12 protein-coding genes are annotated in these 11,667 nt (G+C 64.1%); 4 read left to right on the plus strand and 8 right to left on the minus strand.

Annotated features, from left to right (window positions below; all coding sequences use genetic code 11):
* Positions 1–103 precede the first annotated feature (103 nt).
* From BLV07_RS34815 to BLV07_RS34830, 4 genes are read right to left on the minus strand one after another with little or no spacing between them, the layout of a single operon-like run.
* Positions 104–1,015, minus strand: coding sequence for a hydroxymethylglutaryl-CoA lyase (locus BLV07_RS34815; RefSeq protein ID WP_091894887.1), 912 nt, complete (start codon positions 1,013–1,015; stop codon positions 104–106).
* Between the two features lies 1 nt (position 1,016).
* On the minus strand, positions 1,017–3,020 hold the full coding sequence (locus tag BLV07_RS34820) for an acetyl/propionyl/methylcrotonyl-CoA carboxylase subunit alpha (protein ID WP_176945953.1): 2,004 nt from the start codon (positions 3,018–3,020) through the stop codon (positions 1,017–1,019).
* Between the two features lie 4 nt (positions 3,021–3,024).
* A complete protein-coding gene (locus BLV07_RS34825; protein WP_091894891.1) occupies positions 3,025–4,629 on the minus strand; it encodes a carboxyl transferase domain-containing protein in 1,605 nt (534 codons plus the stop codon).
* 24 nt (positions 4,630–4,653) lie between these two features.
* A complete protein-coding gene (locus tag BLV07_RS34830) occupies positions 4,654–5,781 on the minus strand; it encodes an isovaleryl-CoA dehydrogenase (RefSeq protein ID WP_091894915.1) in 1,128 nt (375 codons plus the stop codon).
* A gap of 156 nt (positions 5,782–5,937) precedes the next feature.
* On the opposite strand from BLV07_RS34830, the gene BLV07_RS34835 reads away from it, so the two are divergent.
* Positions 5,938–6,966 carry an AraC family transcriptional regulator gene (locus BLV07_RS34835; RefSeq protein WP_091894893.1) on the plus strand — a complete coding sequence of 343 codons (1,029 nt, stop codon included), beginning with the start codon at positions 5,938–5,940 and terminating at the stop codon, positions 6,964–6,966.
* 94 nt (positions 6,967–7,060) lie between these two features.
* On the opposite strand, the gene BLV07_RS34840 is transcribed toward BLV07_RS34835, so the two are convergent.
* From BLV07_RS34840 to BLV07_RS34850, 3 genes are all read right to left on the minus strand, one after another.
* Positions 7,061–7,360 (minus strand): DUF3551 domain-containing protein, encoded by a 300-nt coding sequence (locus BLV07_RS34840; RefSeq protein ID WP_091894895.1) that lies wholly within the window; start codon positions 7,358–7,360, stop codon positions 7,061–7,063.
* A 236-nt stretch (positions 7,361–7,596) separates the two neighbouring features.
* Positions 7,597–8,088 carry an Lrp/AsnC family transcriptional regulator gene (locus BLV07_RS34845; RefSeq protein ID WP_091894917.1) on the minus strand — a complete coding sequence of 164 codons (492 nt, stop codon included), beginning with the start codon at positions 8,086–8,088 and terminating at the stop codon, positions 7,597–7,599.
* Positions 8,089–8,293: 205 nt separating this feature from the next.
* The gene (locus BLV07_RS34850; protein WP_091894897.1) at positions 8,294–8,599 is read right to left on the minus strand and encodes an ETC complex I subunit; all 306 of its coding nucleotides are present in this window, start codon (positions 8,597–8,599) and stop codon (positions 8,294–8,296) included.
* Positions 8,600–8,855: 256 nt separating this feature from the next.
* Between BLV07_RS34850 and BLV07_RS34855 the strand changes: the two genes are divergently transcribed.
* Positions 8,856–10,025 carry an OpgC domain-containing protein gene (locus tag BLV07_RS34855; RefSeq protein ID WP_091894900.1) on the plus strand — a complete coding sequence of 390 codons (1,170 nt, stop codon included), beginning with the start codon at positions 8,856–8,858 and terminating at the stop codon, positions 10,023–10,025.
* A 25-nt stretch (positions 10,026–10,050) separates the two neighbouring features.
* Here the strand turns inward: BLV07_RS34855 and BLV07_RS34860 are convergent, their stop codons facing one another.
* Positions 10,051–10,245 (minus strand): hypothetical protein, encoded by a 195-nt coding sequence (locus BLV07_RS34860; RefSeq protein WP_091894901.1) that lies wholly within the window; start codon positions 10,243–10,245, stop codon positions 10,051–10,053.
* A gap of 262 nt (positions 10,246–10,507) precedes the next feature.
* On the opposite strand from BLV07_RS34860, the gene BLV07_RS47935 reads away from it, so the two are divergent.
* The gene (locus BLV07_RS47935; protein WP_176945955.1) at positions 10,508–10,735 is read left to right on the plus strand and encodes a hypothetical protein; all 228 of its coding nucleotides are present in this window, start codon (positions 10,508–10,510) and stop codon (positions 10,733–10,735) included.
* A 685-nt stretch (positions 10,736–11,420) separates the two neighbouring features.
* The coding region (locus BLV07_RS34870; RefSeq protein WP_143035577.1) for a transposase at positions 11,421–11,667 on the plus strand (247 nt) is incomplete at its 3' end.

The raw sequence follows: 11,667 nt of genomic DNA on the forward strand, positions 1-11,667 counted from the left end.
AGCTCTCTCCGTCGTCATTGCGAGGAGCTCTTGCGACGAAGCAATCCAGAATTTTTCCGCGGAGGGACGCTGGATTGCTTCGCTACGCTCGCAATGACGAGGACTAGGAAACAGCGCGCTTCCGCTTCGCGTTCAGCGCGGATGCCACGCGGCTCACCGGCGGCTTGCCCAGCACGCCGCTCATCTCGTTAGTCGCCGCCAGCAGCTTGTCCATATCGACGCCGGTCCTGATGCCCATGCCTTCGAGCATGTAGACGACGTCCTCGGTCGCGACATTGCCGGTCGCGCCGGGCGCGTAGGGACAGCCGCCGAGGCCGCCGGCGGCAGCGTCGATGACACGGACGCCCTCCTCCATCCCCGCATAGAGATTGGCGAGCGCCTGACCGTAAGTGTCGTGGAAATGCATCGCGAGATTTGCGGGCGGGATGTTGGCGGCTACCGCGCGCAGCATCTGCTTCGCTTTATCAGGCGTGCCGACGCCGATGGTGTCGCCGAGCGAGATCTCGTAGCAGCCGAGCTCCCAAAGCGTAGTGGCGAGATCAGCGACCGCCTTCGGCTTGATCTCGCCGTCGAACGGGCAGCCGAGCACGCAGGAAATATAGCCGCGCACCCTAACGCCGTCGGCCTTGGCGCGCGCGAGCACGGGCTTGAACCGCTCGATGGACTCCGCGACAGTGCAATTGATGTTCGCCCGCGAAAAGCCTTCGGAGGCTGCCGCAAACACCGAGACGACCTGCGCGCCCGCGGCGCGGGCGGCGTCATAGCCCTTTTCGTTCGGCACCAGCACATGGAATTCGGCGCCCTGCACATGGCTCACGCCGCGCAGCACGGCGTCCGAGCTAGCCATTTGCGGGATCGCCTTGGGCGAGACGAAGGCACCGACCTCGACTGTATGGAGGCCGGCCTCTACCAGCGCCTCGATGAAGGCGATGCGCGCCTCGACACTCACGGGCGTCTTCTCGTTCTGGAGCCCGTCGCGCGGTCCCATTTCGATGATGCGGACTTGATCGCTCATCTTACTCTCCCGAAGGCTCGACCACGGCGAGCTCGACGCCCTCCTGCACGATGTCGCCGACCTTGCATTTGATGGACTTCAGCACGCCGGCATAGGGCGCCCGCAGCGTCTGCTCCATCTTCATCACTTCGAGCGTGAGGATCGGCGCGCCCTTGTCGAGCTTGGCGCCCTCCTCGGCCAGCACGGCGACGACGGTGCCCGGCAACGGCGCCGCGATCTTGTCCTCGCCGGCATGCTCCTCGCTCTCGCCGCCGAACGGATCGACCCAGTGCAGGTCGAAGCGGCCGTTGCGCGTGCGCAAATATAGCTCATGGCCGTCGATCACGGCCGCAACGGAAGATTTCAAGCCATCAAGCGTCAGATCGAATCCGCCGTCGTGCGGCGCAATCGTGAACGCCAGCTCGCGCTCGCCGATCAGCAGCGTCGAGGGGCCACTGCCGTAGTTCAGCGTAATCTTCTGCTCCGGCCCGTGACCGACGCGGAAGGCAAAACTGCGCTGGCGACGGCCGACCGGCTGCCAGCCGAAGGTTTGCCAGGGCGAATTGGCCTGCACACGTGCGGCCTGTTGCTCCTCGTTGATAACAGCGGCCACGGCGGCGCAGAGCTCGAGTTCGCCGGGGGCCGGTGCGGCCTGCGTCAGGACCGCCAGTTCGCGCTCGATGAACCCGGTGTCGACCGCATTCGTCCGCACTTTTGGATGCATCATCAGCGCCGACAGGAATGGAATATTGGTGACGATGCCGCGGACGTCGGATTCCTCCAGCCCCCGGTTCAGCCGCTCGATCGCGACGTCCCGCGTCGGCGCCCACGCGATCATTTTTGCGAGCATCGCATCGTAATAAGGCGACACGCTGTCGCCCTCGCGATAGCCGGCATCGATGCGCAAGCCCCCGGTCTCCGGCGGCAAACGCCAGGTCGAGATCTTTCCGACTGATGGCATGAAGTTCTTGGTCGGGTTCTCGGCGTAGACGCGTGCCTCGACCGCATGGCCGTTGAGCCGGATCTCGTCCTGCTTCAAAGGCAGCGCCTCCCCGAAGGCAACGCGCAGCTGCCATTCGACGAGGTCGATGCCGGTGATCAGCTCGGTCACGGGATGCTCGACCTGGAGGCGCGTGTTCATCTCGATGAAGAACACGTCCTTGCCGTCGGAGACAAACTCGATGGTACCGGCGCCGACATAGTTCACCGCGCCTGCCGCCTTTCGCGCGGCGGCACAGACGGTCTCGCGCTGCGCGGCGTTCAGCGTCGGCGACGGCGCCTCCTCGATCACCTTCTGATGCCGGCGCTGGAGCGTGCATTCGCGCTCGAACAGCGAGAGCAGATTGCCGTGGCTGTCGCCGATCACCTGCACCTCGATATGCCTGGGATTGTCGACGTATTTCTCGATCAGCATGCGATCGTCACCGAACGCAGCCTTGGCTTCGCGCTTGGCGCTGACGATCGCGGGCTCAAGTTCGGCAGCCGAACGCACGATGCGCATGCCGCGGCCGCCGCCGCCGGCCGACGCCTTCACCAAAATGGGGAAGCCAATCCTCTCGGCGGCCTTCGAAAGCGTCGCCTCGTCCTGGGCTTCGCCGTGATAGCCGGGCACCAGCGGCACGCCGGCCTTTTCCATCAACTCCTTCGAGCCGGACTTCGAGCCCATCGCCGTCATCATCCCAGCGGTCGGGCCGACGAAGACCAGCCCCGCATCGAAGCAGGCCCCCGCGAATTCGGCATTCTCCGACAGGAAACCGTAGCCGGGGTGCACAGCTTCCGCTCCGGTCTTGCGCGCGGCCTCGATCAGCCGCTCGACACTGAGATAACTGTCGCGGGCACGCGCCGGCCCGAGCAGCACGGCCTCGTCGGCGAGCGCGACATGCATCGCGTCGCGGTCGGCCTCGGAATAGACCGCGACCGTGCGGAGGCCCATGGCCCGCGCAGTGCGGATGACGCGGCAGGCGATCTCGCCGCGGTTGGCGATCAGGAGCGTGCGAAATCGCCGGTAGAGCTTTGAGCGGTCCATCGCATCACATCCTGAACAGGCCGAATTTCGTCGGTTCGATCGGCGCATTCGACGCTGCCGAGAGGCCAAGGCCGAGCACCAGCCGCGTGTCGGCCGGATCGATCACGCCGTCATCCCAGAGCCGCGCGGTTGCGTAATAGGGATGCCCCTGGCTCTCATATTGCGCACGAATGGGGCTGCGGAATTTCTCTTCCTCTTCCTTCGACCAGCTATCGCCCTTGGCCTCGATATTGTCACGCCGGACCTGACTCAGCACCATCGAAGCCTGTTCGCCGCCCATCACCGAGATGCGCGCATTCGGCCACATCCAGAGGAAGCGCGGCGCGTAGGCGCGGCCGCACATGCCGTAATTGCCGGCCCCGTAGGAGCCACCGATCACGACGGTGAATTTCGGCACCGAGGCGGTCGCTACCGCCGTCACCAGCTTGGAGCCGTCGCGCGCGATGCCGCCGGCCTCGTACTTCTTGCCGACCATGAAGCCCGTGATGTTCTGCAGGAACACCAGCGGAATGCCGCGCTGGCAGCACAGTTCGATGAAATGCGCGCCCTTGAGCGAGCTCTCGCTGAAGAGGATGCCGTTATTGGCGATGATGCCGACCGGAAAGCCCCAGATGTGCGCGAAGCCGCACACCAGCGTCGTGCCGTAGAGCTTCTTGAACTCGTCGAACTCGGAGCCGTCGACGATGCGGGCGATGATGTCGCGCACGTCGAACGGCTTGCGGCCGTCGACGGGGACCACGCCATAGATTTCCTCCGCCGCAAACAGCGGCTCGCGCGGCGGATGCATATTGAGGTTCGGTCGCGTCGGTGGCTTCAAGGTGCCGACGATACGCCGCGCGATGCCGATCGCGTGCGCATCATTTTGGGCGTAGTGATCGGTCACGCCCGACTGGCGCGAGTGCACGTCGGCGCCGCCGAGTTCTTCAGCGCTGACGACTTCGCCGGTCGCGGCCTTCACCAGCGGCGGACCGCCGAGAAAGATGGTGCCCTGGTTGCGGACGATGATGCTCTCATCCGACATCGCCGGGACGTAGGCGCCACCGGCGGTGCAGGAACCCATCACGATCGCGATCTGCGGAATCCCCTGTGAGGACATCTGGGCCTGGTTGTAGAAGATGCGACCGAAGTGCCGCTCGTCCGGGAAGATCTCGTCCTGGAGCGGCAGGAAGGCGCCGCCGGAATCGACCATGTAGACGCAAGGAAGGTTGTTCTGCCGCGCGATGTCCTGCGCGCGCAGGTGCTTCTTCACGGTCATTGGATAATAGGTGCCGCCCTTGATGGTGGCGTCGTTGGCGACAATCACGCATTCGCGGCCCGAGATGCGCCCCACTCCCGTGACGACGCTCGCCGAATGCACGTCGCCGCCATAGAGGCCATAGGCCGCGAGCGGCGATAACTCCAGGAATGACGTCCCGGGATCGACCAGCAGGTCGACGCGCTCGCGCGCCAGCATCTTGCCGCGTGCGGTGTGGCGGTTGCGCGAGGCCTCACCGCCGCCGCCGGCGACCTGGCTGAGCTTTTCACGCAAGTCCGCGACGAGGCTGCGCATGGCCTCGGAATTGCGCGCAAAGTCTGATGAGGACGGATCGATGCTGGAATGAAGCGGCATGGTGATTCCAATGAGGTGAACGCTTTAAGCCGTCTCGGCCATCAGCTCGCGGCCGATCAGCATGCGGCGAACCTCCGAGGTGCCGGCGCCGATCTCGTAGAGTTTGGCGTCGCGCCACAGACGTCCGACCGGGAATTCGCTGGTGTAGCCGACCCCGCCGAGCGCCTGGATCGCCTCGCCCGCCATCCACGTCGCCTTCTCCGCGGAATAGAGGATCGCGGCAGCCGCATCCTTGCGCAAGCTGCGCGCGTGGTCGGCGCGGTCGCAGGCGCGCCCGACCGCGTACACATAGGCGCGCGTGGCCTGCCAGGTCGAATACATGTCGGCGAGCTTGCCCTGCATCAGCTGGAAATCGCCGATCGGCTGGCCGAACTGCTTGCGTTCGTGCATGTAAGGCACCACCGCGTCCATGCACGCCGCCATGATGCCGAGCGGGCCGCCCGAGAGCACCGCGCGCTCATAGTCGAGGCCGGACATCAGCACCTTGACGCCCTCGCCGACCTTGCCGAGCACGTTCTCCTCCGGCACCTCGCATTCGTCGAAGAACAAGGGATAGGTGTTGGAGCCCCGCATGCCTAGCTTGTCGAGGTGCTGGCCGTGGGTAAACCCCTTGAAGCCTTTCTCGATGAGGAAGGCGGTCATGCCGCGCGGACCGGCGTCCGGATCGGTCTTGGCGTAGACGACGAGCACGTCGGCATCGCCGCCATTGGTGATCCACATCTTCGAGCCGTTGAGCACGTAGCGATCGCCGCGCTTGTCGGCGCGCAGCTTCATCGAGACCACGTCGGAACCGGCGCCGGGCTCGGACATCGCGAGCGCGCCGACATACTCTCCGGAGATCAGCTTCGGCAGATAGCGCTGGCGCTGCGCGTCGTTGCCGTTGCGGCGGATCTGGTTGACGCAGAGGTTGGAATGGGCGCCGTAGGAGAGCCCCACGGCAGCCGAACCGCGCGAAATCTCCTCCATGGCGACGATATGGGCGAGATAGCCCATGTTGGAGCCGCCATATTGCTCCGGCGCGGTCATGCCGAGCAGGCCGAGGTCGCCGAAGCGCTTCCAGAGGTCCGCCGGAAATAGATTGGCCTTCTCGATGTCGGCAGCGCGCGGCGTGATCTCCGCCTCCACGAAGGCGCGAAGCGTGTCGCGCAGCATGCCGATGTCTTCGCCCAAATCGAAGTCGATGCTCGGGATGTTCAAGGCGATTCCTCCCTATTTTGGCATCCGAACCTAGCGGGGCCCCGGCGCTCTTGCGGTCGAAAAGGTTGCATTTTCCGCCAAACTTGGCGAGGATTTTCCGAGGGAATTCCGATGCCTTTTCAAGCCGCCACCGCGATCCCGCGCCGTGCCATGACCCCTGCCGCCTTCGTCCGCGGTGTGGTCGCCGCTTATGAACGATACGGCCGCGATCCCGCGGAGGCGCTGAGCCGGGGTCAGGTAGCGCCGGACCTTGTCAATTCTCCGGACGGGCGGATCACGGCCGCCCAGTTCGAGGCCCTGGCGGGCCATGCCATGCGCGAGCTCGACGACGAGGCGCTCGGCTGGTTCTCGCGCCGGCTGCCATGGGGCACTTATGGCATGCTGTGCCGCGCCTCGATCACGGCGCCAACGCTTCAAGTCGCACTCAAGCGCTGGTGCCGGCATCACCGCCTGCTCACCGAGGACGTGCTGCTCGATCTCGAGCTCAGTGAGGAGACCGCGGTCGTCTCCATCCGGGAGCTGCGCGACCTCGGGCCGTTGCGCGAATTCTGCCTGGTCACCCTGCTCCGCTACGTGCTCGGCTTCTCCTGCTGGGCGGTCGATTCCGCGATCGCCTTGCGCGCGGCGGAATTTCCTTACCCCCAGCCCAGCCACGTCTCGGTCTACCCGACCATCTTCTGCCGCAATATCCGCTTCAACGCGGACCGCGCCGCGATCATCTTCGACAAGCACTATCTCTCGCTGCCGCTCGCGCGCAGCGCCGCCGACCTCGATAACATGCTCAAAGGCGCCTTGCGGCTGACGGTGCTGCCCTATCGGCGCGACCGGCTTCTTGTCGAGCGCGTGCGCCGGGTGCTCCGCAATGCGCGCGGACGCAGTCTCGGCGCCGAGGATGTCGCGCGCGAGCTGGCGCTGTCCACCCGCACCATGCATCGGCGCCTGCGCGAAGAGGCCACCTCGCTGCGCGATCTCAAGGAAGAGGCAAAGTTCGAGCTCGCCAAGCAGGAGCTGATGCGCGGCCGCACGCCGATCAAGCGGATCGCGGAAATTGCCGGATTCCGCAACGAGAAGAGTTTTTCGCGTGCCTTCCGTACATGGACCGGCGCCTCCCCGCGCGAGTTTCGCGGGCGGTATCGCTGAAGCATGCCCGCTGTCGCCTCACTGTCATAAATTGAAGGCCCCCGAGATGACTCCCGGAGGCCGAATGTTTTCGAAACCGGTTCGAATTCAGGCGTTAGTTCGAGTTGGTCTGCGCGCCCGGGCGAAGCTTGCTACGCGACCGCGTCTGTTTCGGCTGGTAGGCCAGCGCGTCATTCGAGGTCTTCGCACCGCCGCTCTGCGAGCAGGTGCCGCCGATGCCGCCGGCAGCGGCCCGGCAGGCTTCCATGGTCGGATAACCGCAACCGTGAGCGGCCTGGGCACCGTTGGTAATGCAGAAATCGTCTGCACGCGCGGCGGGTGCGGTCATCATGAGAAACGCGGATGCAAACAGCGTCGCAGCGGATGCGACAAACGTCTTCGAGGTCGAGGTCATGGTGTCTTTTCCTGGCTCAGGGTCCCACAAAAGAGTCCTCGGCACGCGACGCAGGCCGAGGTTCACACCTTGGATCTAGGCGGCGGCCCCGAACCGACAATCACGGTTTAGCGCATCGCAGGACTTCCGAAATCACATGTCACAGTTAGGTGATTTACTCAGCATCATAGTGGCGGCGCACCACTCCTTCGGATTTTCGCGAGCCTGGCGGTGACGGCGCCTGGAACGCAGCGTCCCTATCCCACAAATACCGTCGCGACCTCCTGCAACGGCAGAGGCACGTCCTTCGCGACACCCAGCACTGGAAAGCTGCGGACGTTCTTCACGTTCGGCATCGCGGCGAAATGCAGGAGCTGCTGGCGCATGCTCTCGACGCTTGGCGCCACGCATTTGAGGAGATAGTCGGTGTCGCCCGAAATCCGCCAACACTGCTGGATGCGCGGGATCGCGGCAATCGAGCTCTCGAACGCCTCCAGCACGGGCTGGGCCTGGCTGCCGAGCTGGATCGAGACGAACGATACCACCTCATAGCCGAGCCGCCGCTCGTCGATGACGGCGCGCACCGCCCGGATCACGCCGCGGCTGAACAGCGATTTCAGCCGCCGCAGGCAGTTGGGTGCGGACACCCCGACCCGCAGCGCCAGCTCATTGTTGCGAACCCGCCCGTCCTGCTGCAGTTCGGACAATATCTTCAGATCGACGCCGTCGAGCTGGTCACGCCCCGCCATACCCACCTCGCCCATGAGATTGTCATGTGCGGCAGCGAAGCATGCGGCGGAATAGCTGCCAAGGGCCAGAGCCGGCGTGGTAGCTGATCCGCGGCGTGGGATGGTCGGATGCGAGGTTTATAATGTGTGGGCGGAATATCTTCCCGCCGTCATGGCCAGGCCTTGTCCCGGCCATGACGGAAGTCTTTGGCGCCGGGTTGGGCCCTCAATGCGTCCAGGGCTCGCCGCGGCGGAACGAGAAATTGTCGGCATAGGCGGCCGGCCGGCGTATCGACTCCTGCGGCTCGATCACCTGGTAGGCGATGCCCTTGCGCTCGCAATAGGCGACCGCCTCTTCCTTGCTGTGGAAGCGCAGCGTGATCTGTTGCTTCATGTCGCCGGACGAGGTCCAGCCCATCAGCGGCTCGACCGAACGCGGCTGCTCCGGCTCGTAATCGAGCTGCCATTCCTTCGTCTTGGACCGGCCGGATTGCATCGCGTTCTTGGCGGGCTTGAAAATGCGTGCGGTCATGGGTGGTCCGGGCCTCTTCGTCTTTTCGTTCGAACTGGATGCGTCACGGTGGCAGTTGGTAGAAATCTCAGGGATAGTATAGAGACACCGTTCGGGAAGTGTTCGGTGATTCCGGCTCCCCGGGTGCCCTACCTACGGGTATAGTCATTATGCTGCACCGTGACAATTGCGTACCCGCCTTCCGCGCCGGGACCCCGCCCGGCGGCACTGGCTCCCCGACATCAGCGTATTTGTTCCTTCCGAAAGCTCCCGTCGCATGGCCTTCCTGAACATCAGCGCAACGCTTCCCGAAAAGGGGCGCGACCTCCGACTCGACCTGTTTCGCGGTGTTGCGAACTGGGCGATCTTCCTCGACCACATCCCCGACAACGTCGTGAACTGGGTCACGACGCGCAATTACGGCTTTTCCGACGCCGCCGACCTGTTCGTCTTCATCTCCGGCTACACCGCGTCCTTCGTCTATGCGCGGATGATGCTGGAGCGCGGCTTCGTCGTCGGCGCCACAAGGCTGACCAAGCGGGTCTGGCAGCTCTATGTCGCCCACATCATCCTGTTCGTGATCTACATCGCCTCGATCAGCTATCTCGCGCTGCGCTTCGGCGATTCCGAGATGATCAATGAGTTCAACGTCGCCGGCCTCGTCGACAACGCCACGGAGACGCTGCGCCAGGGCCTATTCCTGCGCTTCAAGCCGCTCAATCTCGACGTGCTGCCGCTCTACATCGTGCTGATGGGACTGTTTCCGCCGGTGCTGTGGTTCATGCTGCGCAAGCCCGACGTGACGATGGCGCTGTCCATCGTGCTGTGGCTGGCCGCGCGCCATTTCGGCTGGAATTTGACGGCCTATCCGGCCGGCCAGTGGTATTTCAACCCGTATTGCTGGCAGGTGCTGTTCGTGTTCGGGGCCTGGTGCGCCATGGGCGGCGCGCGGCGCTCGATGACGCTGATCAACGCGCCGATCACGCTTTACCTCTGCCTCGCCTATCTCGCCTTCGCGCTGATCATGACCATGGCCGGCCGCTTCCCGACCTTGGGCGGCATGCTCCCGCAATGGCTGTTCTCGGCGTTTAACCCGAACGACAAGACCAACCTCGCGCCCTACCGCTTCATCCACTTCGTCGTGATCGTGATCCTGGTGATCCGCTTCGTGCCGAAGGAATGGCCGGGCCTGGAGTGGAAGGTGTTCGATCCGCTGATCGTCTGCGGTCAGCAGTCGCTCGCGGTGTTCTGCGTCGGCGTGTTCCTATCCTTCGTCGGCCATTTCGAGCTGTCGATGAGCTCGGGCTCGCTGTTCGCGCAGCTCTTCGTCAGCATCGCCGGCGTCGCGATCATGACGACGGTGGCCTATTACATCTCGTGGTCGAAGAAGCAGGACAAGCCGTTGAAGCCGCCGCCGTCAAAGCCGGCTGCGGCGAAGGCCGCCTGATGGTGACGCGGCCGCCGATGCCGCGTCAGGCCGCCTCTTCGCCGTCGAACTCGGTGAACTTCTTGTAGATCCAGTCGCGGCCGTCGTGGCGGCGCCAGACCTTGCCGTAGACGAGCTGTCCGTTGATCGAGCGGCGCGGCACGATCACGGTCCAGAGATGCCAAATCTCGGTCCAACTCGACTGCGGACCGGCGGTTTTGGAGTTGCGATCGGAAGACATGGCAGAACTCACGGCGCAGAATTCGGCTGATACGCGCGCTGCCACGAACTGTGATCTTGTGTGAGCACGGATTTCAGGCAGCCCATCGCGAGCCGTGCTCGATCTGATAACAGCGACTAGGGCGCCCGCAACAACCGCTCGCCCTTAACCTAACCGATCAACCTTACTTCTCGTGCGCAAACGGCGAGATTGGTTGAAAGCCGCCGTCGACTTTTCTAGAGTGCGTGCGTGATTTGAGAGCGCGCCGTTTTGAGGACGCGCGGTGTTTTTGAGCCGGCACGTATTTTCAGAAGAATTGACTGGCCAGGACGACCACAATGAATTTGCAATGTGCATGTCTGCGCTTGGCGCTGCGATCGACAACGTCTGTCCCGATCGCAAAGACACCGTCCCAGCAGCCGCCGAAGCCCGCCAACGACAACGAGACAGTCTGGCCGTTCGTGCCGTTTCCGGCCGGCTGGCACGCCTCGAGCTGATGGGCCAGATCTGAAAAAGTGACGCCTGAAAAGCGCAACGCCGCGCAAGCGGAGTATCATCGCTTGGCGGCGTCCGTTTAGGCATTGGGCGCTGAAATCCCCAACACGCATATGTCTATGGCGCCGCGCAGAAGGTTCGATGAGCGTCCGGCAATTCTACGCCCTCGGAAGGCTGCAATAGCTTGAAACATCGCGCCAAAGTCTCGCGGCAAGGAGAATGAGTGCCAAGGCTTTCGCAGCGCCTTTCGGCCAGACGACGGCAACCAATCACTACGCCACGCGTTGCAGCTTTTTCCCGCCTGTCCGGGGCCTCCGAGAGTGTCCGCGATCAGCATGCGCCCGCCTGCACGGACGGCGTCTCACGTCCCTGTGAGCTGAAGCGCGGCCGGTGAATTTCCACGAACGAGCAGAGATCAATGAACGGCAGGAGGCAAGGCCAGCGGACGCCGTGAGCCAGGTCGATACGCCTGAGGAACTCGTCGAGACGCCGGCGGCCGGAAGCTCGCTGCTCGCACTCGGCGGGCTCGGCCTCGCGGCAATCGCGATGCTGGGCTGGATTTGCGCCCTCGCCTGGTTCGCCTGGCGCCTCGACAACCGGCTGTTGTTCGCTGTTGTTCTAAGAGCCCGACCGAAAAAGGGTGAGCGGTTTTGGCGGGCTTGTGATTCCTTCGGATTTGCAAAGATTCGAGGGAGGACACCATGCCGTGGACCAAAGCCGCTCGTATCCAGTATCAGCGCAGTGGACTGCGTTACGCAAGCGACCTGACCGATGCCGAGTGGGCGCTGATCGCCCGGAAGATGCCGCCGCGGCGGCGATTGGGCCGGCCGCGCGAGGTCGATTTGCGCGAGATCGTGCAGGCGATTTTCTATATTTTGTCGAGCGGCTGCCAATGGCGAGCCTTGCCCAAGGAGTTCCCGCCATACTCGACGGTGCAGGGCTATTTTT

Origin of the sequence: Bradyrhizobium sp. Rc2d, assembly GCF_900099855.1 — a bacterium.
Taxonomy (GTDB): domain Bacteria; phylum Pseudomonadota; class Alphaproteobacteria; order Rhizobiales; family Xanthobacteraceae; genus Bradyrhizobium.

Excerpts from the sequence above, each read along its gene's own strand:
- BLV07_RS34845 (WP_091894917.1), bottom strand. The coding sequence starts at position 8,088 with ATGGCGGGGCGTGACCAGCTCGACGGCGTCGATCTGAAGATATTGTCC.
- BLV07_RS34825 (WP_091894891.1), bottom strand. The coding sequence starts at position 4,629 with ATGCCGCTTCATTCCAGCATCGATCCGTCCTCATCAGACTTTGCGCGC.
- BLV07_RS34820 (WP_176945953.1), bottom strand. The coding sequence starts at position 3,020 with ATGGACCGCTCAAAGCTCTACCGGCGATTTCGCACGCTCCTGATCGCC.
- BLV07_RS34815 (WP_091894887.1), bottom strand. The coding sequence starts at position 1,015 with ATGAGCGATCAAGTCCGCATCATCGAAATGGGACCGCGCGACGGGCTC.
- BLV07_RS34840 (WP_091894895.1), bottom strand. The coding sequence starts at position 7,360 with ATGACCTCGACCTCGAAGACGTTTGTCGCATCCGCTGCGACGCTGTTT.
- BLV07_RS34855 (WP_091894900.1), top strand. The coding sequence starts at position 8,856 with ATGGCCTTCCTGAACATCAGCGCAACGCTTCCCGAAAAGGGGCGCGAC.
- BLV07_RS34850 (WP_091894897.1), bottom strand. The coding sequence starts at position 8,599 with ATGACCGCACGCATTTTCAAGCCCGCCAAGAACGCGATGCAATCCGGC.
- BLV07_RS34860 (WP_091894901.1), bottom strand. The coding sequence starts at position 10,245 with ATGTCTTCCGATCGCAACTCCAAAACCGCCGGTCCGCAGTCGAGTTGG.
- BLV07_RS34830 (WP_091894915.1), bottom strand. The coding sequence starts at position 5,781 with ATGCTGCGCGACACGCTTCGCGCCTTCGTGGAGGCGGAGATCACGCCG.
- BLV07_RS34835 (WP_091894893.1), top strand. The coding sequence starts at position 5,938 with ATGCCTTTTCAAGCCGCCACCGCGATCCCGCGCCGTGCCATGACCCCT.